The sequence below is a fragment of the Streptomyces sp. NPDC020490 genome (assembly GCF_044335305.1).
In the GTDB taxonomy this organism is placed as follows: Bacteria; Actinomycetota; Actinomycetes; order Streptomycetales; family Streptomycetaceae; genus Streptomyces.
Window position 1 is genome coordinate 266,402 of sequence record NZ_JBIRUY010000004.1, and the last position, 24,977, is coordinate 291,378.

9 protein-coding genes are annotated in these 24,977 nt (G+C 71.2%); 6 read left to right on the forward strand and 3 right to left on the reverse strand.

The genetic code is table 11. The features are described 5' to 3' along the window. The first annotated feature begins 185 nt into the window (after nucleotides 1-185). From ACH4ZX_RS07670 to ACH4ZX_RS07680, 3 genes are all read left to right on the forward strand, one after another. On the forward strand, nucleotides 186-5,246 hold the full coding sequence (locus ACH4ZX_RS07670) for an amino acid adenylation domain-containing protein (protein WP_398269048.1): 5,061 nt from the start codon (nucleotides 186-188) through the stop codon (nucleotides 5,244-5,246). Continuing rightward, nucleotides 5,243-17,080 carry an amino acid adenylation domain-containing protein gene (locus tag ACH4ZX_RS07675; protein ID WP_398269051.1) on the forward strand — a complete coding sequence of 3,946 codons (11,838 nt, stop codon included), beginning with the start codon at nucleotides 5,243-5,245 and terminating at the stop codon, nucleotides 17,078-17,080. Before ACH4ZX_RS07670 ends, ACH4ZX_RS07675 begins: the two co-directional genes overlap by 4 nt. 218 nt (nucleotides 17,081-17,298) lie before the next feature. Beyond that, nucleotides 17,299-17,520 carry an MbtH family NRPS accessory protein gene (locus ACH4ZX_RS07680; protein WP_360758818.1) on the forward strand — a complete coding sequence of 74 codons (222 nt, stop codon included), beginning with the start codon at nucleotides 17,299-17,301 and terminating at the stop codon, nucleotides 17,518-17,520. Nucleotides 17,521-17,634: 114 nt separating this feature from the next. On the opposite strand, the gene ACH4ZX_RS07685 is transcribed toward ACH4ZX_RS07680, so the two are convergent. The 3 genes from ACH4ZX_RS07685 to ACH4ZX_RS07695 all read right to left on the reverse strand — a co-directional run bounded on the left by ACH4ZX_RS07685 (nucleotide 17,635) and on the right by ACH4ZX_RS07695 (nucleotide 22,010). Beyond that, nucleotides 17,635-18,534 (reverse strand): 3-hydroxybutyryl-CoA dehydrogenase, encoded by a 900-nt coding sequence (locus tag ACH4ZX_RS07685; protein ID WP_398269150.1) that lies wholly within the window; start codon nucleotides 18,532-18,534, stop codon nucleotides 17,635-17,637. A gap of 65 nt (nucleotides 18,535-18,599) precedes the next feature. Beyond that, nucleotides 18,600-20,108, reverse strand: coding sequence for an aldehyde dehydrogenase family protein (locus ACH4ZX_RS07690; protein WP_398269055.1), 1,509 nt, complete (start codon nucleotides 20,106-20,108; stop codon nucleotides 18,600-18,602). Between the two features lie 387 nt (nucleotides 20,109-20,495). Next, a complete protein-coding gene (locus ACH4ZX_RS07695) occupies nucleotides 20,496-22,010 on the reverse strand; it encodes an APC family permease (protein WP_398269058.1) in 1,515 nt (504 codons plus the stop codon). Nucleotides 22,011-22,161: 151 nt separating this feature from the next. Here ACH4ZX_RS07695 and ACH4ZX_RS07700 point away from each other — a divergent pair, with 151 nt between their 5' ends. The 3 genes from ACH4ZX_RS07700 to ACH4ZX_RS07710 all read left to right on the forward strand — a co-directional run bounded on the left by ACH4ZX_RS07700 (nucleotide 22,162) and on the right by ACH4ZX_RS07710 (nucleotide 24,928). Beyond that, nucleotides 22,162-22,902: a FadR/GntR family transcriptional regulator gene (locus ACH4ZX_RS07700; protein WP_398269061.1), complete on the forward strand. Its 741-nt coding sequence runs from the start codon at nucleotides 22,162-22,164 to the stop codon at nucleotides 22,900-22,902. Further along, a complete protein-coding gene (locus tag ACH4ZX_RS07705; RefSeq protein WP_398269064.1) occupies nucleotides 22,899-23,645 on the forward strand; it encodes a cache domain-containing protein in 747 nt (248 codons plus the stop codon). Before ACH4ZX_RS07700 ends, ACH4ZX_RS07705 begins: the two co-directional genes overlap by 4 nt. An 80-nt stretch (nucleotides 23,646-23,725) precedes the next feature. Further along, nucleotides 23,726-24,928, forward strand: a complete 1,203-nt coding sequence (locus ACH4ZX_RS07710; RefSeq protein ID WP_398269067.1) for a cytochrome P450 — start codon at nucleotides 23,726-23,728, stop codon at nucleotides 24,926-24,928. Nucleotides 24,929-24,977 lie beyond the last annotated feature (49 nt).

Sequence of the window (24,977 nt, forward strand, 5' to 3'; positions counted from 1 at the left end):
ACGTCGGGCGAGAGATCAGCCGGTGGGAGTAGCAATTACTGGTGACCTGCGCACCGTGGCTGGTGAAGGGTGTGAAAGATCACTGACCTTGATCACGGACGCACACCGACGCCGGCTGCCGATCCGCCGGAAGGCCTGTGGCTCGACCGCTGAGGCCAGTCGCGGTGTGCAGGGGGAGGGCGGGAATGGCATCAGGTACGGACGTCGTCTGCCGTTTCGTGCGGCGGGCGCAGAGCGCACCCGACGCGACCGCGGTCGAGTGGTCCGACGGTGCGATCACCTACGCGGAGCTGCTCGCCGGGGCGGACCGTCTCGCCGATGAGCTGCGCGACGCAGGGATCCGCACCGAGGACGTGGTGGCGCTCGTGCTCGACCGCTCACCCCTGTTGGTGGTGGCCCAGCTGGCGGTCTGGCGCGCTGGAGCGTGTTTCGTGGTCATCGATGCCGCCACGCCCACGTATCGCCTCAACAGCCTGCTCCGGCAATCGGGGGCCGGGGCCGTGGTGGTCGCTTCCGGAGGCCGCCCGGACATCGACCATCCGACGATCCTGCACGTCCGGCCGCCTTCCCCGGTGTCCGGCCGCGCGGCGCCCGTCGAGCCCCGGCAACGCCGTTGTCCGCATGCCGATCAGGGCGCCTACGTGGTGTACACCTCGGGCTCGACCGGTGCGCCCAAAGGTGTTCACATCCCGCACCGCGGACTGGCCGGGCTGGTGGACTGGCACGAAACGGCCTTCGGCCTTTCCGCGCAGGACCGCACGGCGCTGATCGCCTCCCCGGCCTTCGACGCGAGCGTCTGGGAGATCTGGCCGACCCTGTGCGCGGGCGCCGTTCTCACCATTCCCGACTCCGACGTGCGCGACTCGCTCACCCGGCTCCGCGACTGGCTCGTCCAGCGCTCGGTGACCGTCTGCTTCGCCCCCACGCCCATGGCCGAGGGCCTCATCGAACTGGAGTGGCCCTCGGACACGGCCGTGCGCCTGCTGCTCACAGGAGGCGACCGGCTGACCCGGTTCCCACCGGCCGACCTGCCCTTCCGGCTGGTCAACAACTACGGTCCCTCCGAATGCACCGTCGTGGCGACCTCCGGCACGGTGACCGTCCCGTCCGCTGCGGAAGACCTGCCCGACATCGGGTCGGCCGTCGGCCGCACGGTCCTGCACGTGCTCGACGAACGGCTGAACCCGGTCCCGGACACCGAGGCCGGGGAGCTGTTCATCGGCGGCCCCGGCGTGGCCAGAGGCTATCTGGGCCGGCCCGATCTCACCGCGGAGCGTTTCCTCCCGGACCCGACCGGCACCGAGCCGGGTGCCCGCCTCTACCGCACGGGTGACCTGGTGCGCAGGAGGGAGGACGGCAGACTGGAGTTCCTCGGCCGCACGGACCACCAGGTCAAGCTGCGCGGCTTTCGTATCGAACTCGGTGAGATCGAGGCCTGTCTGCTGGGCCACTCCCTGGTCCAGTCCGCTGTGGCGCAGGTCGCCGAGAGCGGTCCGTGGGCCGGCGAGCTGATCGCCCATGTCGTGACGTGGCCGGAAGCGGACGTTCAGGCGAGCCGGCTGGACGAGGTGCTCGGCGAACACCTGCGGACACGGCTGCCCGCGTACATGGTGCCCCGCACTCTTGTGCGGATGACGGCGTTCCCGCTCACCTCCCAGGGCAAGATCGACCGCCGTGCGCTTCCGCTGCCGGAATCCGGCCCCCGGCAGGACCGTGAGCTCACCCCTCCGCGTACCGAGCGCGAACGGATGGTGTCGGACGTCTGGCAGCGCCACCTGGGCGGCAGGACGATCGGCGTCCACGACGACTTCCTCGCCCTGGGCGGCCAGTCGCTCGTGGCGATGCGCGTCGCCGTGGAGCTGGAGTCCCTGCTCGGGGTGCCGGTGGCGCCACGGACCGTTTTCGAGAACCCCACCGTCGCCGCCCTGGCCAAGGCGCTCGACGCAGCGGGCCCGGCCCCGTCGGCAAGCGTTCCCGTTCCCACGGCGACCCCCGACCCACTGCCGCTGTCCGATGCCCAGACGCGTATCTGGTTCATGGAGAAGATGGCCCCCGGAAGCGCCCAGTACGTGGTGCCGCTGGCCTTCACGGTCACGGGAACCCCGCAGCCCGCGCTCCTGGAACGGGCACTCAACACCCTCGTGCTCCGCCACGAGCCGCTGCACAGCCGTGTCACGGACGACGGATCCGGGCCGAAGTCCTGGCGCGAGCCCCACCTTCGGGTGCCGTTGCACCAGGTGGACCTGAGCGGCTGCCCCGAGGACGTCCGCCGCACCCGGCTCGAGGCCCTGCGCCGGGAGGCCGCACTGCCCTTCGAACCGGGCAGTGCTCCGATGCTGCGCTGCACGCTGGTCCGGCTCGGCGAGAGGCACCACGAACTGCTGATCGCGGTCCACCACATCGCCTTCGACGGCTGGTCCGTGCGTGTGCTGATGAGCGAACTCGCGGCGGCGTACACCGCTTTCACCCAGGGCCGGCCTCCCGCACTGCCCGAACTGCACGTCCGGCACAGCGACATCACCATGTGGCGGCGCAGCCCCGGACAAGTACAGAAGCTCACCGCCCAACTCGACTACTGGCGCGAGGTGTTCGCCACGCCGCCGCCTGCGCTGGAGCTGCCCGCCGACCGGTCGCGCAAGGACGCCGCCGCCCGGCCCGGCAGCAAGACGCGGCAACCGCTGCGACCGGAACTGCTGCAAGCGGTCCGCACGTTGAGCGGGGACGCGGGCGTCACCCCGTTCGTGGTGTTCTTCACCGCCTACCAGCTGCTGCTGCACCGCTACAGCGGACAGACCGACATCACCACGGGCGTACCGCTGGCCCAGCGGTCCACGCCTGAGTGCCGCCCGCTCATCGGCATGATGACCAACACGCTGCCACTGCGGGTGGACCTCGGCGGAGACCCGACCTCGATCGAGCTGCTGCACCAGGTGCGGCGCACCGTCATGTCCGCCGCCGAACACGGCCAGGTCCCCCTGGAACGGATCGTGAGCGCCGTCGACGTGGAGCGTGACGCGGTCACCAACCCCCTGTTCCAGACCCTGTTCGTCTACCAGGAGCCGGTGCCCGCGGTCGACGGTCACGGACTGCGCGTCGCCTACGAGGGAGAACTGGACAACGGCTGCGCCAAATTCGACCTGTCCCTCTACATCGACTTCCCCGAGTCCGGGCCGGCACTGATCGTCGAGTACGACACCGACCTGTTCGACGCCGTCACCATCGAGCGACTGCTGGACCACTACCAGACCCTTCTCGGGTCCCTCACCCGGGAACCGGGCGACCGGGTGTCCCGGCTGCCGCTGCTGGCGCCCGGAAGCGGCGACGCCGCTTCGGTTCGCGGACCGGAGACCGAGGCGCCACCCCTGCCTCTGCACACCCTCTTCGAACGGCAGGCCGCCGCGACACCGGACGCCCCCGCCGTCGAATACGGCGAGGCAGCCCTGACCTATCGCGAACTGGACGAGCAGGCCAACAGGCTCGCGCACCACCTCAGGCGGCTGGGCGCGGGACCCTCCACGCCGGTCGCGGTCTGCCTCGGACGATCCCTGGACCTGCCCCGGGCCGTCCTCGCGATCCTCAAGGCAGGAGCCGCCTATGTTCCCCTGGACCCCGACTACCCCCCGCCCAGGCTCGCCGCGGCCCTGACGGAATCGGCCGCTCCGCTGGTGGTGACCAGGCGTTCCGAGCGGGAGCGGATCCCCGAAGGCGAGCACCGGGTGGTCTGCCTCGACGAGGACGCGCCGTCGATCGCGCGGGAGGCGGCCTCTGCGCCCCCGTCCGAGGCGACCGCCGCGGACCTCGCCTACGTGCTGTTCACGTCCGGGTCGACCGGGACGCCCAAGGGCGTGGCCATGCCCCACCGAGCGGTCTCCAACCTCATCGACTGGCAGCGAACGGCCGGTGAGCTCGGAAGCGCCGCCCGCACCCTCCAGTACTCCTCGCTGAGTTTCGACGTCTCCTGCCAGGAACTCTTCTCCACCTGGGCGGTCGGCGGCACTCTGGTCCTGGTCGACGACCACGTCCGGCGCGACTCCGGCGAACTGCTCCGGTTCCTGCGAAGGCACCGCGTCGAACGGGTCTTCCTGCCCTTCGTCGCACTGCACCACCTGGCCGAGGCCTGGGAGCCCGGCATCCCGCTGCGGCTCAGGGAAGTGGTCACGGCCGGCGAACAGCTGCGGATCACGCCGCAGATGCGCGGTTTCTTCGCGGCCCTTCCCGGCAGTTCCCTGCACAACCACTACGGCCCCAGTGAGACCCACGTGGTGACGGCGCACATCCTGCGCGGCAGCCCGGCCCACTGGCCCGACATCCCGCCCATCGGACGTCCGGTGTCCGCGGTGACCGCCAGGGCCCTCGACGACGCCATGCGTCCGGTGCCGCACGGGGTGCCGGGGGAGCTGTGGCTGGGCGGAGCGTGCCTGGCCGACGGCTACCTGAACAGGCCCGAACTGACCGCCGAGCGCTTCCTCACCCTGAGCACCGGAGAGCGCCTCTACCGCACCGGTGACCGGGTCAGGATCCTGCGCGACGGCACGATCGAGTTCCTCGGCCGGACGGACGACCAGGTCAAGATCCGCGGCCACCGGGTGGAACCGGCGGAGGTCGAGGCGGCGCTGTCCCGCCTGGACGACGTACGTGCCGTGGCCGTCGCTGCCCGCGGCGGCGACGGGGCGCAGTACCTCTGCGCGTATGTCGTCCCCCAGGATCCGGTCCGTGAGGACCGCCGCCGGCAGTTGGCCGACCGGTACCGCGACGAACTCTCCGGCCGGCTGCCCGAGTACATGGTGCCGCAGGCGTTCGTCCTCCTCGAGGCGCTCCCGCTGACCCCGTCGGGCAAGGTGGACCGCAGGTCCCTGCCGGAACCGGAACCGTCGCGCGGCGGCGCGGCGTCCTCACCACCGCGCGACGCGCTGGAGACCGTGATCGCCCAGGCCTGGGCGGACGCACTGAAACTCGACGGCGTGGGCCGAGAGGACCACTTCTTCCGTCTGGGCGGGCACTCACTGATCGCCACGCGCGTCACATCCCACCTGCGCGAGGCGCTCGGCGTCGCGGTGCCGCTCAGGACCCTCTTCCTGAACCCCACCTTGGCCGCCTGCGCCCGCGCCCTGCGCGAGCAGCACGGCACCGACGTCGATCTGGCAGCGGAGGAATACCTCCTGATCACCGGTCTCTCCGACGAGGAGGCCGAAGCCATGTTGCAGGTCGCACTCAGCGGAAACGAGCACGAGGACAGCACCGAATGAGCGATTTCACCGCGCGGCGGCCCCTGACGGACCAGCAGCGCCGCCTGCTGATGGCACGCCGCAGGAAGGCGGCGGCCACCGACGCCGTCATCGCGCCCCGCGGCAGCGCGGCGTCCACGGCCAGGATGTCCCTCGAACAGCAGAGGCTGTGGTACCTGGACCGACTGACGCCCGGAAGCAGCCTCTACCTGCTGCCGTCCGCCTTCCGGCTCACCGGGCCGCTGGACGTCCGGGCGATGGAGACGGCGTTCGACTGGCTGATACGGCGGCACACATCGCTGCGCACCGCCTTCCGCGCCGACGGGGCCGCCTTCCAGCAGGTGATCAGCGAGGCGGAACCCTTCACCCTCGCCGTGACGGACCTGTCGCCCCTGGACGAGGAGACCGCCCGGGCCCGGCTGGCCGAGCACCTCGCGGCAGAGGCCACCACGCCCATGGACCTGTCCTGCGGCGGCCTTCTGCGCGCCCGCCTGCTCCGTATGGGCCCGCAGGAGCACGTCCTGCTCCTGACCCTGCATCACATCGTCGCCGACGAGTGGTCGCTGCAGATCCTGCACCGCGAACTGGGCGCCGCCTACAGCAGCTTCGCCCAGGGCCGCGAGCCCGGCCTGGAGCCGCTGACGATCCAGTACGCCGACTTCGCCGAGTGGCAGCACGAGTGGGCCTCGGGGGACGAATTCAAGAGCCACCTCGACTACTGGAAAGGTGCCCTGCAAGGCGCCCCCGCCAGTACCGAACTGCCCACCGACCGCCCGCGTCCCGCGGTCGCCTCCGAGCACGGCACGAGCCTGCCGTTCCGCCTGGGCATCGAGGCCGAGGCCTTCGAGGCGCTGTGCCGGCGCACCGACGCCACTCCGTACACGGTGCTGCTCTCCGCGTTCCTGGTGCTGACGGCCCGTTACAGCGGACGCGAGGACCTGGTGGTCACCACGCCGACGGCCAACCGGGAGCGGCCCGAGGTGCAGGACCTCATCGGGTTCTTCACCAACACCCTGCCCATCCGGGCGGACCTGTCGGGGCGCCCGGGCTTCGACGAGGTGGTGTCCCGGGTACGCCGCACCCTCCTCGACGCCTACGCCCACCAGGCGCTGCCCTTCGACAGCCTGGTGCGGGCGGTGCGGCCGGACCGGAGCCCGGGCCGGCATCCGTTCAGCCAGCTGATGTTCCTCTTCCAGTCGCAGGACGACGGATCCCCGGACTTCGAGGGACTGAGTGTCAGCGCGATGGACATGCCCCGGCCGACGGCGAAGTTCGACCTGACCATGGCGGTCCGCCGGACCGCCGACGGGCTCGAGGGACTGCTCGAGTACAGCAGCGAGCTGTTCGAGGAGTCGACCGTACGGGGCTTCCTCGCCCACTACGACCGGCTCCTGACAGCCGCCGTGGACGCCCCGGCGACGAATGTGTGGGAGCTGCCCGTCCTGCCCGCCGACGAGACCGAGGCGTTGCTGTCGGCGGCCCGCGGTGAGCGGGCCGAGACCCAGCCCCTCCTCGTGCACGAGCTCTTCGACGCCGCGGCGACGGCCCGGCCGGACGCCGTCGCCGTCCGCGACGCCGCCGGGACCCTGACCTACCGGGAGCTCGCCGAGCGTTCGGAAGCCTGGGCCGGAGCCCTTCGCGCACACGGGGTGGCACCCGGTGACCTGGTCGGAGTGTGCCTGGAGAGGGGCATCGACCTGCCGGTGGCCCTGCTGGCGGTGCTGAAGGCGGGAGCCGCCTACGTCCCGCTCGACCCGGCCTACCCCGCCGAGAGGCTGTCCTACATCCTGCGGGACACCCGGGCCCGTGTGGTGGTCTCCGGCCCGGACGCCGCACACCGCCTCGCGGACGACCGGATCCGGGTACTGACCGCGGACGACCTGAGCCGCGGCGGCCCCGAAGACCTCCCGGACACGCGCGGTGTCCTCGGCGACGATCTGGCCTACGTCATCTACACGTCCGGCTCGACCGGACACCCCAAGGGCGTCATGGTCACTCACCGGGGAGTGGTCAACTACCTTCTGTGGGCGAAGGACTTCTACGATGTGCGCCCCGAGGACACCGTCCCCGTCCATTCCTCCTTCGCCTTCGACCTGACCGTCACCAGCCTGCTCGTCCCGCTCATCGCCGGAGCGGCGGTGAGGATGCTGCCGCCGACGGCCGGTGCGGCCGATCTCGGCGAGACGCTGCGGGCCGCCCCCCACGGACTGGTGAAGATCACCCCGGCGCACCTGGACATCGTCAACCGTCAGATACCACCGTCCGAGGCCCCGGGCCGGGCGAGGGTCTTCGTCATCGGCGGAGAGGACCTGCGGGCCCAGCAGATCGCGTTCTGGCGTGCGCACGCGCCCGCCACCCGCCTGATCAACGAGTACGGCCCCACCGAGACGGTCGTCGGGTGCGCCGTCCACGAAGTGTCCCCCGGCTCCCCGCACGACGGCTCCGTCCCCATCGGGCGTCCGATCGCCAACACCACGCTCTACGTACTCGACGCGTACCTGCAGCCGGTACCCCCGGGCGTGGTGGGCGAGTTGTACATCGGCGGCCAGGGAGTGGCCCGGGGCTATCTCGGCCGGCCCGCCCTCACGGCGGAGCGTTTCGTCCCGGACCCCTTCGGAGCCCCGGGAGGCAGGCTCTACCGCACCGGTGACCTCGCCAGGCGGCTGCCCACGGGAGACCTGCAGTACCTGGGCCGTCGCGACCACCAGGTCAAGGTCCGGGGCTTCCGCATCGAACTCGGTGAGATCGAGGCGGCACTGGCCGGGCTTCCGCAGGTACGGGACGCGGTGGTCGTGCTGCGCGAGGACCGGGCCGGCGACAGGCGGCTGGTGGCCTACGTGACCGCTCGGGCCGCCTCCGGCGAAACCACCGCGGAGGACTCGACGCCGGACCCCGAAGCGGTGCGCGCGGCGCTCGCCGACATCGTGCCCGAGCACATGGTTCCCTCGGCGGTCGTCCTGCTGGACGAACTGCCGCTGACCGTCAACGGCAAGGTGGACCGTCAGGCCCTGCCGGCGCCCAGGACCGCACAAGCGGCCGAACGCCCCGACGACGCCCTCGCCGCCACCGAGGGCGCCCTGGAGCGCACCGTCGCGGCGGCATGGTGCACGGTCCTCGGCCGCGACACCGTCGCACCGCAGGAGAACTTCTTCGAGGCCGGCGGGCATTCGCTGCTGCTGCTGCAACTGCACACAGTGCTCCAGGAGCAGTTCCCCGCCCTCACGGTCACCGATCTCTTCCGCTTCCCCACGGTGCGCGGTCTTGCCCGGCACCTCGCCGCCGCGGACGGGACGTCCGGCGCACCGCGGCCGGCACACGACCAGGAGCCTGCGAAGCCCGCAGCCGAGGGTGAGGCCGTCGCCGTCATCGGCATGGCCTGCCGCTTCCCCGACGCGCCCGACGTCGAGACCTTCTGGCGCAACATCCGTGAGGGCGCGGAGGCGGTGCGCGTCTTCACCGACGAGGAGATCCTCGCCGACGGCGGTGATCCCGGGGAACTCGCCCACCCCGACTACGTGAAGGCCGGGACGGTGCTGGAAGGGATCGACCGGTTCGACGCGTCCCTGTTCGGCTTCACACCGCGTGAGGCGCAGATCCTGGATCCCCAGCACCGCTTGTTCCTGCAGACCTGCTGGGAGGCGCTGGAGCACGCCGGCCGCGCCCCCGGCGAGGTCCCGGCCGCCGTCGGCGTGTTCGCCGGCGCCGGCCGCAGCAGCTACCTGATGGAGAACCTGCTGTCCCAGCCCGACCTGGTCAGGTCGGTCGGCGACTACCAGATCGCCCTGAGCACCGAGAAGGACTTCCTGGCCACACGCGCCTCCTACGCACTGGACCTGCGCGGCCCCAGCGTCAGCGTGAGCACGGCCTGCTCGACCTCGCTGGTCGCCGTCCACATGGCGCGGCGCGGTCTGCTCGCCGGGGAGTGCGACATCGCGCTGGCCGGCGGGGTGAGCATCGAGGCGGCGCAGCGTCGCGGCTACCTGTACCAGCCCGGCGGCATCGCGTCCCCGGACGGCCACTGCCGTCCCTTCGACGCCGACGCCAAGGGCACCGTCGGCTCCAGCGGTGTGGGCGTCGTCGTCCTCAAGCGCCTGAGCGAGGCCCTCGCCGACGGCGACACCGTATACGCCGTCATCCGCGGCTCGGCCGTCAACAACGACGGCACGGGCAAGGTCGGATACACCGCACCCTCGGTCGGCGGACAGGCCGAGGTGATCAGCAGGGCACTGGCCGAGGCGGGTGTCTCGGCGCGGACCGTCGGCTATGTGGAAGCCCACGGCACGGCGACGACGCTGGGCGACCCGATCGAGGTCGAAGCCCTGACCGAGGCGTACCGGGCGCACACGCCGGACACCCGGTTCTGCGCCCTGGGGTCGGTGAAGTCCAACATCGGCCACACCGACGCCGCCGCGGGCGTCGCCGGCCTCATCAAGACGGTGCTCGCGCTCAGGAACAAGGTGCTTCCCGCCAGTGTGAACTACCGTTCTCCCAACCCCGGGATCGACTTCGCGAACAGTCCGTTCTACGTGAACGCCCAGCGGCAGCCGTGGCCGGAGGGCACCACGCCGCGGCGTGCCGGCGTCAGCTCCTTCGGCATGGGCGGAACCAACGCGCACGTCGTCCTCGAGGAGGCGCCCCTCCTGCCGCCGGCGCCTTCCGGGCACGAAGCTCCCGCACCCGAACTGCTGATCATGTCGGCGGCCGCCCCGACGGCCCTCGACGCGGCCTGCGCGCGGATGGCCGACTTCCTCGGAGGGGACGCGGACGGCTCGCTGCGGGACATCGCCGCCACGCTCCGCACCGGCCGCCGTCAGCTGGCCCACCGGCGGATCCTGGTGGCCCGCGACCGGGACGACGCCCGTGAGGCGCTGCGGACACCGCGTTCCGGCAGGATCCACACCGCCAAGGCCGACCGTCCGGCGAACGGCGTCGCCCTGCTCTTCCCCGGGCAGGGCTCCCAGTACGCCTCGATGGGCAGCGGCCTGTACGCGCACGATCCGGTGTACCGGCGCACGGTGGACGAGTGCGCGGAGATTCTCCGGCCGCTGCTCGGCCTGGACCTGCGCACCCTGCTGCAAGCGGCCGTCGAGGACCCCCCGCGGGCGCGGCAGCGGCTGCGGCAGACCCGGCTGACCCAGCCGGCGCTGTTCACCGTCGAGTACGCCCTGGCCCGGACACTGCTCCAGCGGGGCGTCCGGCCGGTCGCCATGGCCGGCCACAGCGTGGGCGAGTTTGTCGCGGCGTGCCTGGCCGGCGTCTTCTCGCTGGAGGACGGCCTGCGGCTGGTCGCCGCGCGTGGGTCCCTGATGCAGGACCTCCCCACGGGCGTCATGGCCGCCGTCCCGCTGCCGGAGGCCGAGGTGCGGGCGATGCTGGGGCCCGAGGTGTCCCTCGCCGCGGTCAACACGGCGGACAGCTGCGTCGTGGCGGGGCCGGACGAGGCGATGCGGGCATTGCGCGGGGAACTCGCCGGCCGGGGGGTCGAGACGAGGGAACTGCAGACCTCGCACGCCTTCCACTCGGCGATGATGACCCCTGCGGCCACCGCTTTCGAGAAGCTGGCGGGCACCGTGGACCTGCGGCCGCCGACCCTGCGGTACCTCTCCAACGTCACCGGCACCTGGATCACCGCCGAGCAGGCCACGGACCCCGCCTACTGGGCCTCCCAGCTGCGCGAACCGGTCCGCTTCGCCGACTGCGCCCGCCTGATCACCGAGTCCGGGGCGGTCGCCGCGGAGGCCGGGCCCGGCAGCACGCTCACACGACTGCTCAAACGCCAGGGCCTGGACCCGGCGTGTGCCGTCGCCCTGATGCGCCGTGAGAACGAGGCACATCGAGACGACTACGTCCATTTCCTCGAAGGCGTCGGCAGGATGTGGCTGGCCGGTGCTCCGGTCGACTGGACCGCCTTCGGCGCGGACGCCCCGGCCCGCCGCATCGCGCTGCCCACCTACCCCTTCGACGAGCAGTCGTACTGGGTGCCGGCCCGGCCCGCCACCCGTGCCCCGGCGGGAGCCGGCCTGCCGGTGCCCTCCGCACCGGGGGACGAACCCGCCCGTGAAGTCCCGGCGGGTCCGGACGTGTCCGAAGAAGGCGCAGTGCGGCGGCCCGGCGTCGCCACCGAGTACACCGCACCGCGCTCCGTGGCCGAGAAGGCCGTCGCCGCCGTGTGGGAGGACCTGCTCGGCATCGCGCCCGTGGGTGTGCACGACGACTTCTTCGACCTCGGCGGCCACTCCCTGATGGCCACGCAGCTCGCGGCACGCCTGCGCTCCGCCTGCGGCATGGACGTGTCGCTGGACATGCTCTTCGACGAGCCGACCATCGCCGGCCTGGTCGCCCGGTACGGCCCGCAGGCCGGGCAGCCGGAACCCGCGCTCTCCGGCACCGTCCCCATCCCGGCCTCCGACGGGCACGACGGCCCCGTACCGCTGTCCTTCGTGCAACGCCGCCTGTGGTTCCTCGACCACGTGCACGCCGACTCGGGTGCCGCGTACGCCATCGCGGCCGGCATCCGGTTGCGCGGCAGCCTCGATCTCGACGTCATGCGCGCGGCCCTCGACGAACTCGTCCGGCGGCACGAGGCTCTCCGCACCGTCTTCCCGGCTCCCGAGGGCGAACCCGTACAGGTGGTCCGCGAGGCGGAAGCAGTGCAGCTCCCGCTGATCGACGCGGCGGGCGCCACCGCGCGGGAGCGTGAGACGGAAGCGCTGCGCCTGCTGCGGATGCTCGGCCGCGCCCCCTTCGACCTGGAGCACGGCCCGCTGTTCCGGCCGTCGGTGGTCAGGCTGGAGGAGGACGACCACATCCTGGTCCTCGCCATGCACCACATCGTCTCCGACGGCTGGTCCCTCTCCGTCATCGGCAGGGAACTCGGCAGTCTCTACACCGCGTTCCTCGCGGGCGAACCCTCGCCCCTTCGGGAACTGCCGGTCCAGTACCGGGACCACACCCTGTGGGAACGCCGGCACGTCGCCGAGTCCGGCAGCGCCGACCTCGCGTACTGGACCCGGCGGCTGGAAGGCGCCCCGCCCAGCCTCGACATCCCCACCGACCGGCCGCGGCCCCAGGTGCAGACCTTCGACGGGGCGGTCGTGTCCCGCATCCTGCCCCCCGCGCTCACCGCCGGTCTGCGGCAGCTGAGCCGCGAGCACGGGGCGACGCTCTACATGACCCTGCTCAGCCTGTTCCAGGCCGTACTGTTCCGCTGGTCCGGTCAGCGCGACATCTGCGTGGGCTCCCCGGTGGCCGGGCGCACCCGCGCCGAGCAGGAGGACATGGTCGGCCTGTTCCTCAACACGCTCGTGCTGCGCTCGACGCTGCACGGCAGACAGCCCTTCGGACAACTGCTGGACCAGGTGCGAGCCACCGCCCGGGAGGCGTTCGCCCACCAGGCGCTGCCCTTCGAGCGGGTGGTGGAGGCGCTCCACCTGCCCCGCGACCTGAGCCGCAACCCGCTCTTCCAGGTCATGTTCAACCTGCTCAACCTGCCCGAGAAGGAACTGCGCGTACCGGGCGCCGAAGCCGAGTGGCTCTCGCTCGACCTGCACACCGCCCAGGTGGACCTCGCTCTCTACGTCTACGAGCGCGGCGACGTCCTGGACTGCCGGCTGGAGTACAACACCGATCTGTTCGAGGCGGACACCGCCGAGCGGCTGCTCACCCATCTGGCGAACCTGGCCGAGGCCTTCACCGCCGACTCCGGCACCGCCCTGCAGGACGCCGCCCTGCTCAGCCCGGCAGAACTGCGCCGGCAACTCGTCGAGTGGCAGCCGGCTCCGCAGACGAACCCGTCCGCACTGCTGCACGAACTGGTCGAGGACCGGACGGACCGCACCCCCGACGCCACGGCCGTCAGCCATGGCCGACGTTCCCTGACCTACCGGCAGCTGGACGAGCGTGCCAACCGGATCGCCCACTGGCTCATCGCCCGGGGCATCGAACCCGGCACACCGGTCGGCGTGGCACTGGAAAGGTCGGTCGACCTTCCCGCCGTACTGCTGGGCGTGCTCAAGGCCGGCGGCGCCTACGTGCCGCTGGACCCGGCCTACCCCGAGGAGCGCCGCTCCTACATCCTCGGTCACTCGGGGGCGGCAGCCGTCATCACCCAGTCCTCTCTCGCAGCGGACCTCGAGGCGTTCGGGGGTCCCGTGCTCGTCGTGGACGCGGACGGCGACGGGGACGCGGACGGTCCCACCGGGCTGGACACCGGCAGACCGCACACCGCTCTCGGCCCGGAGAACCTCGCGTACCTGCTGTACACGTCGGGGTCGACCGGAAAGCCGAAGGGCGTCCGGGTGACCCACCGCTCGGTGGTGAACCTGATCCTCTCCCTGCAGAACGAGCCGGGCATCACCTCCTCGGACGTGCTGACGTCCGTCACCACCTTCGCGTTCGACATCTCGGTCTTCGAGCTGTTCGGTCCCCTGACGGTGGGCGCCCGGGTGGTCCTCGCCGACCGGGACGACGTGCAGGACGCCGAGCGGCTGGCGTCCGTTGTCGACGCCGCGGGCACCACGATCCTGCAGGCCACGCCCGCGACCTGGAAGCTGCTGGTCGCCGCCGGCTGGCGGGGACGCCCGGGCCTGAGGGTGATCACCGGCGGCGAACCGCTGCCGCGTGAACTCGCCGCCGCGCTGCACGAGCGGGTGGCCGAGGTGTGGAACATGTACGGCCCCACCGAGACCACGATCTACTCCACCGGCATCCGCATCGACCCCGGCGACGACATCACCATCGGCAGACCGATCCGCAACACCCGCGCCTACGTACTGGACCGGTCCCTGCAGCCCGTCCCCCTCGGCGTGGTCGGCGAGCTGTTCATCGCGGGCGACGGCCTGGCCCGCGACTACGCGGGACAGCCGTCCGCCACGGCGGCCGCGTTCGTCCCGGACCCCTTCGCCACCGTTCCCGGCGCCCGGATGTACCGCACCGGCGACCTGGCACGGCTGCGCAAGGACGGCCGCATCGAACTGCTGGGCCGCACCGACTCCCAGGTGAAGGTGCGCGGATTCCGCATCGAGCTGGGAGAGATCGAGCAGGCGCTCACCGCACACGAGTCGGTGCGCGACGTCGCCGTCGTCGTCCGCGAGGAGACGGGGGAGAAGAACCTGGTGGCCTACGCCACCCTGCGGCCCGGTGCCGCGCAGCCCGACCTCGCCGCGTGGCGGTCCTTCCTCCGCCGCAGGCTGCCGGACTACATGGTCCCCTCCGCCTTCGTGGTCATGCCCGTCATGCCGCTGACCCCCAACGGCAAGATCGACCGGCGTGCCCTGCCCGCCCCCACCACCGCACAGCGGGAGTCCCTCGGCACCGCGCCGCGCACTCCCCTGGAGACGGCGCTGACCCGGCGGTGGGCAGAGATCCTCGGCGTCGAATCCGTCGGCATCGACGAGAACTTCTTCGATCTCGGCGGCGACTCCTTCAAGGCCGTCCTCGCCGTCAAGGCCGCACGCGAACACGGCGTGCACACCAGCGTGCTGGAACTGTTCCGCAACCCCACCGTCCAGGCTCTGACCTCCGGCGACTCCACCGAGCGGGAGGACCGGCCACAGGGCCTGCTGCACCGGCTCACCCCGCCGGACAGGAAGGCCGAGCGCTCCCTCGTCTGCATTCCCTTCGCCGGCGGCGGCGCCATCACCTACCAGGCACTGGCGGCCGCGATGCCGCAGGACGCCGAACTGTGGGCCCTGGAGCCGCCCGGGCACGACATCAACCGTCCAGAAGAACCCCAGCTTCCGCTGCTGGAGGTCGCCCGGCGCTGCGCCGACGCGGTCAAGGAGCACGTAGGGGGCAGCATCACGCTGTACGGGCACTGCATGGGAGGGGCCACCACCATGGCGGTCGCCCGCTTCCTCGAGGACGACGGCGTGCACATCGACCGGATCGTCATCGGCGGGCACTTCCCCGCGCCCAGGCTGCCGGGAAAGCTGTCGCGCTGGGCACGCCGGGTCTTCCCCATGGAGCGCTGGACCTCCCGTCGCCAGGCACTGGACTTCCTGCGCGCCATGGGCTTCTTCACCGATGTCCTCGACGAGCGGGAGAAGGACTTCCTCATGCGGGTCTTCCTCAGGGACACGCAGGAGGGCGAGGACTACTACTCCGCCGTCTACCAGGACGCCGGCTTCACCGCGCTCAAGACGCCCATCGACTGCGTCGTCGGTGACCGGGACCGGGCCACCGAGCTCTACCAGGAACGCGTCAGCGAGTGGCACCACTTCTCCGACGAGGTGCGCCTCCACGTGATCGAGGGGGCGGGCCACTACTTCCAGAAGCACCAGGCGGCCGAACTGGTGGAGATCGTCGCACCGCCGCGCACGGCGGGAGAGCCACGGCCGGACCGGGCCGTCGGCGGTGAGCCGCCGGTTCCCGGCGCCGACGCGCCCGCGCCGGCCGGGGAAGACCCGGCCACCCCGCCCCGTACGCGGGACGCGGCGTCGGACCCGGTCCCCGCCCGCACGTCAAGGCTGCTCACACCACCGGAAGGCGTGACCGTCCCACCGCCGCGGACTGCCCCCTCCCTGCGGTCCTTCGGGCTGATCGCGGCCGGGCAGGCCGCCTCACTGATCGGGACCGCGCTGACGAGCTTCGCCCTGGGCCTGTGGGTGTACCAGCGCACCGCCTCGGTCTCGCTGTTCGCCCTGGTGTCGATGATGGCGCTGGTGCCCGCAGTGGTGCTGGCACCGGTCGCCGGCGCCGTCGCCGACCGGTTCTCCCGGCGCACGGTCATGGCCCTCGCGGACACCGCCGCCGCCTGCGGAACCCTCGGACTCGGCGTACTGCTGTGGACCGGCCGGCTCGAACTCTGGCACGTCTACACCGCGGTCACCGTCGGGGCCGTGGCCAACGCCTTCCAGCAACCCGCGTACGCAGCGGCCATCACCCAGCTGGTTCCCAAGCGGTACTACGGCAAGGCCAACGGCATCGCCCAACTCGGCACGGCGGGTGCCACGATCCTCGGCCCGCTGTTCGGCGGGGCGCTGGCCGCTGCCATCGGTCTGCGCGGAGTGGTCCTGATCGACCTCGCCACCTTCGCCATCGGCGTCACGGCCACCTTGACGGTCCACTTCCCCGCCGCCCTGTACAACAAGCGCGAGGAGTCGTTCGGCCGGGAGGTCCTCGGAGGGTGGCGCTACATCGTCAAGCGCCGGGGCCTGGTCGCGATCATCACCGTCACGGCTGTGCTCAACTTCCTGTTCGGCATGGTCGAAGTCCTCACCACCCCCTTGGTCCTGTCCTTCGGCAGTGCCGCCACGCTGGGCGTGGTTCTGGCCGCGAGCGGCGCCGGCCTGCTGACCGGCGGCCTGATCATGTCCGTCTGGGGCGGCTTCGTCCGCAGGACCACCGGGATCATCGGGGCCATGGGCCTCATCGGGTTCTCGATGCTCGTGATCGGTCTTCGTCCGCATCCCGCGTTCCCGGCCCTCGGCCTGTTCGGAATGGGCCTGGCCACCGCTCTGCTGAACACGCACTGGCTCTCTCTGGTCCAGGCGAAGGTGGGCCTGGAACTGCAGGGCCGCGTCGTCGCCACCACCCTGATGTGCAGCTGGGCCATGGTGCCGGCCGGATTCCTGGCGGCCGGCCCGCTCGCCGAGCGGGTCTTCGAACCGCTGCTCGCTCCGTCCGGCGCACTCGCCGGCTCCGTCGGCAGGCTGATCGGAACGGGAGAGGGCCGGGGTGTCGGCCTGCTGGCGATCAGCGCAGGCGTCTGCGCCCTGCTGCTGTCCCTGGCGGCGTACCGGTACGAGCGGATCCGTCTTCTGGAGGACCAGCTGCCCGACGCGATCCCGGACCCGGTCATCAGCGGGAGCAAGGACGATCTGCAGGCCGCGGCCGACCGGCGGCTGGCAGCCTGACGCACCGCCGGGGGGGGGGGGGGGGGGGGGGGGGGGGGGGGGCTGGGGGGGGGGGGGGGGGGGGGGGGGGGGGGGGGGGGGGGGGGGGGGGGGGGGGGCGCCCCCCCCCGGCGGCGGGGGGGGGGGGGGCCGGGGCGCCCCCCCCCCCCCGGCCGGGAAGAAGAAGCGGCAAACATGCCACAAGGTGTGGTGCGACAACGTGCTGGAGGTAAGTCGAGATGAGCAGTGTGGAGCACGAGGAAGAATTCGCCGTGGTGGTGAACGGCGAACAGCAGTACTCGGTGTGGCCGGCTCACCGTGAGGTCCCCGACGGCTGGGAACGGGAAGGCACCGTCGGTCCGAAGGACACGTGTCTGGCGCATATCAGCCGTGTGTGGACAGACATGCGCCCGCTGAGCCTGCGGCACGCGATGGACGGTCAGCCGCCGAAGAACATGTGACCCCGAGCGACCGGAGCACCCGCCCCCGATCCGGCCCCGCTCCGGTCCGTCGGAGGCCGGGTGCCACCACGAGGGCCGCGCCCGTCGGTGGCACGGGAGCGGGCACACGCGGATTCAACGGGTGTAGTCGTGGAATCCGCGGCCGGACTTCTTTCCGAGCAGCCCCGCTTCGACCATGCGGAGCAAGAGGGGCGGCGGGGAGTGCAGAGGCTCCTTGAACTCCGCATACAGGGAGTCGGCGATCGCCTTGAGGGTGTCGAGGCCGATCAGGTCGGCCAGCCGCAGCGGGCCCATCGGATGAGCGCAGCCGAGGACCATGCCGTTGTCGATGTCATCGGCGGAGGTGAAGCCCGACTCGAGCATGCGGATGGCCGAGAGGAGATACGGCACGAGGAGGGCGTTGACGACGAAGCCGGCGCGGTCCTGGGAGCCGATCACCTTCTTCCCGAGCGCACTGGTGACGAAGTGCGCGGCCCTGTCCCGCGTCTGGCTGCTCGTCAGGAGCGAGGGCACCAGTTCCACCAGCTCCAGCACCGGTACCGGATTGAAAAAATGGATGCCGATGACCTGGTCGGGACGTTGGGTGGCCCTTCCGAGCTTCATGATCGGAACGGAGGAGGTGTTGGAGGCCAGAATGGCGTCCGGACGTACCACGATCTTGTCCAGGGCGGTGAAGACATCCGTCTTCGTCTGCTCGTTCTCCACGATCGCCTCGATGACCGCGTCGCGGTCCGCCATGTCGCACAGGTCCGTGGTGAACCGGATCCGGTCGAGGGCGGCGTCGCGATCAGCCTCGGAGAGCTTGCCGCGCCGGACAGCGCGGTCGAGCGAGGCGACGACTCGCTGCCGTCCGGCGGCCACACCCTCGGCGTCGACCTCCTGGACGATGACGTCCAACCCGGCTCGGGCGCACACCTCCGCGATCCCACCGCCCATCAGTCCCGAGCCGACGACTCCGACACGGCCGATGTCGTCGCCTCCCTGGGGAGGTACGGCGGACCCCAGGCCCGCCATTGTCATGGTGGCCGGATCTTCGACCTTGCCGGCGGTGCCGGACAGCGGAAGCGGCCGGGTGCCGCTCACCGGCCGTCACCCCCGGAAGCACGCAGGTAGACGGTCTTGGTCCGGGTGAAGAACTCGAGGGCCGCGCGGCCCTGTTCCTTCGGCCCGTAGCCGCTGTGCTTCGCCCCTCCGAACGGCACATGGGGCTCGGCGCCGGCAGTCTCGGAGTTGATGTGGAGTATGCCGACGTCGACCTCGTCGACGGCCTGGCTGACAGCCCTGAAGTCGTCGGTGAACACGGCGGCGGACAGCCCGAATTCACTGTCGTTGACGAGATCGAAGGCATGTCGCGCGTCACGCGCACGGCGGACCGCCAGCACGGGACCGAACAACTCCTCGCGCCACAGCTCATCATCGCCGGCCAGTTCGACCACCGTGGGCTGGAGGAAGGCGCCGGTTGCCCGGTCGTCGTCGTAGGGGCGTCCTCCGGTGAGGATCTCGACGCCGGGCCGGGCGGCGCCCGCGTCCACCGCTCGCTGGATCTCGTCCCGCGCTTGGAGCGACACGACGGGCCCCATGTCGGTGGTCTCGTCGAGCGGGTCTCCCACCCGCAGATCCGCCACCCGCTCGGTGAGCAGATCGAGGAACTCGTCGGCCACCGAGTCCTCCACGACGAGGCGTGACGTCGCGGTGCACTTCTGGCCCGTGGAGCGGAAGGCCCCCGCCACCACCTCCGTCGCCGCCAGACCGAGGTCGGCGCTTGCCAGCACGACGGCCGCGTTCTTGCCCCCCATCTCCGTCTGGACCGGCCGCGCCAGTCGGCCGCACGACGCGATCAGGCCCCGGCCGATGGACGTCGACCCGGTGAAGGTAACCGCATCGACTCCAGGGTGCTCCGCCAGGCGGCCGCCCAGCGCGCCACCACAGATGAGCAGAGACAGCACGCCCTCCGGCAGGCCGGCTTCGACCAGGGCCTCGGCGAGGCGCAGGGCCAGCAGTGGGACCGCGCTGGCCGGCTTCCACACCACGACGTTGCCGTAACCGAGGGCAGGCGCGATCTTCCAGGCGGGAATGGCGATGGGGAAGTTGAACGGGGTCACCACGGCCACCACACCGACCGGGCGCCGGAGCACCTGGATCTGCTCACCCGCACGGGAGGAGGCGAACACCTCGCCGACCGGGCGGAGTGCTTCACCGGCGTAGTAGCGGAAGATGTCGGCCGCGCGCCGCACCTCCGCGATGCCCTCCGCACGGGTCTTGCCCTCTTCCCACGCCAGTTCCTCCCCCCACTGCTCTGCGCGGGCGTCCAGGACGTCAGCCGTCCGGTGAAGGATCCGGCCACGTACGGGATGCGGTGTCGCTGCCCACTTCGGGAAGGCCTCGCGAGCGGCGGTGACGGCCCGGTCGAGGTCACGCTCCTGGGCGAGCTGTCCCACCGCTACGGCCTCGCTCGGCCGTGCCGGGTTCGTGTCGACGATCTCAGCGCCGTCGCCCGGCTGCCATGTGCCGGCGATGAGCTGGCGCAGGGTCCGGGGCGCCCGGGCGGTTGCTCCCGCGGGTGAGGCATCGCTCGCACTGTGCCGCATGGCCTTCCTTTCCAAATCGCCGCCGCTCTGCGCGTCGGCACACCCTCGGGTGCTCATGGACCTGACGTGGCGGCCATTCTGAAAAACGGCTGGGGGTCACGCACTCGACGAAACGGAGTGGCCTTCCGGCCTCGGCCACGCCGATCCGTCGATCGCGCGACCGTACGGTGGCGCTCCGCCCGGGTGGCCGAACGCCGGGCGTGGTGCCGGCCTGCCGCCTGGCCGGCCGCGGCGGGACGCGGGTGACGGTCCGGACGCACCAGGCAGCCGAGGCGCGGTGGTGAGGCCGCCGCATGCTTGCCGTGCATGGCCCTGGGGGCCCGGGGGAGCAGGAAAGGGGCGGGGATCCGAGGATCCCCGCCCCTTTCCGTGTCTCCGGCTCCACGGTCAGCTCTTCACCGGTTCCTTCGGGATCGCGTCGTCGTACGGCGCGGTGCTGCGGTCGTGGAGCGGATGCACCGCCATGTACGCCAGGCCGACGCCGATCACGACGACTCCGGACAGCGCCACGATCCAGTTGTCGTACCAGGGGGCGTCCGGTGTACGGGGCCATGCCATGTTGACCATGGCGGCGATGCCGTAGACGAGGGCAGCGACGTTCACCGGCAGGCCCCACCGCCCCAGGGTGTACTTGCCGCTCGGCACCCAGCCCTTGAGCCGGGCGCGGAGCGCGGCCAGCACCACCATCTGGAAGCCGATGTATATGCCCAGTGCGGCGAAGCTGATGATCTTCGTGATCGCGTCGGTGGAGAACTTCGAGCCGAGGACGATCACGGCCGGCACCACGGCGGAGAGGATCAGCGCGTACGGCGGTACGTGCTTGGTCTGGGAGAACTTCTTGAGCAGCGAACTGCCGATGATCATCCCGTCACGGCCGTAGGAGTAGGCCAGCCGGCTGGCCGCCGCCTGCAGGCTCACGGCGCAGGAGAGGAACGAGAGCAGGACCACGACGAGCACGATCCGGGCGCCGACGGCACCGAACGCCTGGTTGAGCACCGTGCTCACCGGGTCGGCGTCCTTGCCGGAGATGACGGCCGTGAAGTCCGTGACCGACAGGATCAGGGCGAGGCAGACGAAGGTCGCCGCGGCACCGCCGATGTAGATGGTGCGGCGCATCGCCTTCGGGATCAGCCGACCCGGGTCGGGTACCTCTTCGGCGACATCTCCACATGCCTCGAAGCCGTAGTACTGGAAGACGCCGATCAGCGCCGCGGCCGCGAACGCGGGAAGGTAGCTGCCGTCGCCTCCGGCGCCGAAGCTGTCGAACAGGACCCCGAGGTTGTGCTCGCGGTGTGCGACCAGCAGCCACCCGCCGACCGCGAGGGCGCCGAGGATCTCAGCGGCGAATCCGATCAGCGCGGCCATGGCGAGCACCTTGGTGCCCAGGAAGTTGATCACGGTTGCCAGGCCCAGCAGGACGAGCGCGCACACGATGGTGGTGTTCACCGTGGGCTCGAAGCCGAAGGCGACCGCGATGTAGGGTCCGGCTCCGTAGACGACCGAGGCGATCGTGACCAGGAGCGCGACCATGTAGACCCAGCCCGTCATCCACGCGTACCGGCGCCCCCAGAGCCGGCGTGCCCATGGGTAGACTCCGCCTGCGACGGGGAACTGCGCGACCACCTCGCTGAAGACGAGCGCCACCATGAGCTGGCCGACGCCGACGACCAGGAAGCTCCAGATCATCGGCGGGCCGCCCTGGGCGAGCGCGTAGGCGAAGAGCGTGTAGACACCGACCACCGGGGACAGGTAGGTGAACCCGAGCGAGAAGTTCGCCCAGGGGCTCATGTCCCGCTTGAACTCGGACTGATAGCCAAGGGCGTGGAGATGAGCGGCGTCGTCGTGGTGGTCGGACTGGGGGGAGCCGTCGGACTCCGCAGATGGTGACGTCGTACTGGTCATCCGGTCTTCCTCTGGTTCGGAGACGGCCGCAACTCACGCTGCGGGTTTCGCGGAAACCTATAGTTCTAGTTGTTAAGCGTCAAGCGTTGAGCGAGGCCGATCGACTACATTGGGCGCGCCCGGATCGCCGGGGGTGAAAGGAGGCCGGTAGATGTCCGCACTCGCTGCGCTTCTCGGGTCCTCGACGGGGGTCGGCCGGGCCCAGGAGGTCGTCCAGCGGATAACCGAGGCGATCTACCTTGGCCTGCTGAGCGATGGGGAGAAACTGCCCGTGGAGGTCCAGCTCGCGGCCCAGTTCAACGTCGCGCCGATGACGGTGCGCGAGGCACTGTCCGAACTGCGCGAGCAGGGCCTGGTCGAGACGAAGCGGGGACGCAGTGGTGGGTCGTTCGTCCGGCACCCCAAGTCGCCGCCGGTCGAGCCGCAGCGCCAGCGCTTGGCCGCGATGACGATCTCGGGGCTGCGCGACATCGTGGACGAACACCTGGCCGTGGCCGGCCGGTCGGCGCAGCTCGCCGCCGAGCGCGCCTCGGCGGTCAATGTCCGCCGGCTGTTCAGCCTGACCGAGCAGCTTCGCACGGCGGACAACCTCGGTGACCGCATCCGGGCCGACTGCCGCTTCCACATCGAGCTGGCGGTGGCCGCACAGTCCCCCCGCCTGACCCGGCTTGAGGCGAACCTCCAGGCAGAGGTGTCCGGTCTGCTCTGGCTGCCCATCGGCCCCGAGATCGATCTGGACGCGGTGGTGGAGGAACATCACGCGATCGCGACCGCGGTCGTGTCCGAGAACGGTGACGAGGCCCGACGGCTCACCGAAGAGCACGTGGCGGGCAACCTCCGCAGGCTCACCGCCCTCCACCTCCTGCAGACCGAGGAAGGAGCGCAGCTGTGAACGCGAAGCTGCCCGGCCCCGACGCCGCCACCCTGGCCCGCACGGCCTCCGACGTGCTCGAGCCGGTGTTCGCCAGGCTCTCCCGGATCGCCGAGGCCGTCGTCGAGAGCCGTCCGCCGCGCGGCGGCTGGTCCGAGGCCCACCTCGGCAAGGTGCAGAAGCTGCTGGTCGAGCTGGTCGCGGAGGACCGTCTCGCGGTCGGCTTCGGCTTCGCCGCCGCTCCCGGGCAGATCGACGGCCAGGACCGGTACATCGCCTGGTGGCAGCGGCAGGGGGAGCGGGTGGTCCGGCTGCGGCTCAACTTCGATCCCACGAGCGTCGACGTCTACGACTACCTCCAGATGGAGTGGTTCCAGCTCGCCCGGCAGCCGCGGAGCCGGGTCGCGTACGGTCCGTACGTCGACTACTCCGGCTCCGAGCTGTACGTCGTGACCGCCGCCATACCGATCGTCGCGGACGGCGACTTCCTCGGCGTCGCGGGCGTGGATCTGTCGGTCGGCGATCTCGAACGCAGGCTGATCGCCGTGCTGCGCGGCGCGCGCACCGAGGCCGTCCTCGTCAACGCCGAGCGCCGGGTGATCGCAGCGAACACGCCGCGCTGGGTGATCGGCGCGCGGCTGCCGCAGATGCCGGCACCTTCGGGGTCCGCGGCCCCGGGTCCCTTCGTCGATGTGGCGGAGCTGCCCCTGGGCACGGGATGGGTGCTCGCCCTCGCCGAGTCGGAGGCGCCGGCGAATCGGTGACGGCGAGGTCTTGACAATTAAAAACTCTAAATCCAGGGTATTGAGCCATGCCGCCGGCTCAAGCTCCCTGGAGGTTGTCCATGCCGACCCTCGCCCCCGGTTCCCCTCCCGCCCTGGACGTGGCCGACCCGTCCTTCTCGATCACCTCTGAGGAGGTCCACGCCGCCCGCGAACGCAGTTGGTACGCCACGACGCCGTACGGGATCGCGGTCCTGCGCTACGACGAGATGAGCAGGCTGCTCAAGCACCCCAAGCTCCGCCAGGGCAGTGTCGCCTGGCCGGCCCACAACGGGGTCACCGAGGGGCCGTTCGCACAGTGGTGGGCGAACTGGATCCTGAACAAGGAGGGCGCCGAGCACCACCGGCTGCGGCGGCTGATGAACCCCGCGTTCTCGCCGAAGCTGATCGGCGGACTCGTGCCGCGGTTCCAGGCGCTCGCCACCGAACTGGTCGACGGCTTCGCCAAGCCCGACGAATGCGAGTTCGTCACCGAGTTCGCCGAGCCGTACGCAGCCCGGGTCATCGCGATCATGCTCGGCCTGCCCGAGGAGGAATGGCCGGTCATCGCCCGCGAGTCGGCCACCATCGGACTCGCGATGGGCGTGACGCTCCGCGAGGACCTGCCCAGGATCGAGGCGGCGCTCGCCCGGCTCTACGACTACTGCGACGCGCTGATCGCGGATCGCCGGGCCAGCCCGCGCGAGGACTTCGTCACCGCGCTGGTGGAGGCATCCCGCGCCGAGGACGGCCGGCTCAGCGACGCCGAACTGCGCGACAGCATGGTGCTGTTGATCTTCGGAGGCTTCGACACCACCCGCAACCAGCTCGGGTTGGCGATGCAGACCTTCAGCCGCCACCTCGACCAGTGGGACCTGCTGGCCGAACGGCCTGAACTCGGCGGCAAGGCCGTCGAGGAGGTCATGCGGGTGAACCCGACCGTCCGCTGGGTCACTCGCGAGGTGCTCGAGGACTTCACCTTCGAAGGCCTCGACCTGACCGCCGGGACCACGGTGCATCTCTACAGCGAGTCGGCCGGGACCGACCCGCGGGTCTTCCCCCGTGGATTCGACATCACCGCCGAGCGCAAGCCCCACTTCGGTTTCGGTGGCGGCGCGCACCACTGCCTGGGGCACTTCGTCGCCCGCTCCGACATGAGCGAGGCGCTGCCGCTGCTGGCCCGCCGGATGCGTGACATCCGGATCCTGCCCGGTGCCACCTGGATGCCCGACTCCGGCAACACCGGTCCGCTGAGTCTGCCCATCGGCTTCACTCGCGCCCTCTGACCACACCCCACACCCCACACCCCACACCCCCCATGCCCGCCGCTCGAAG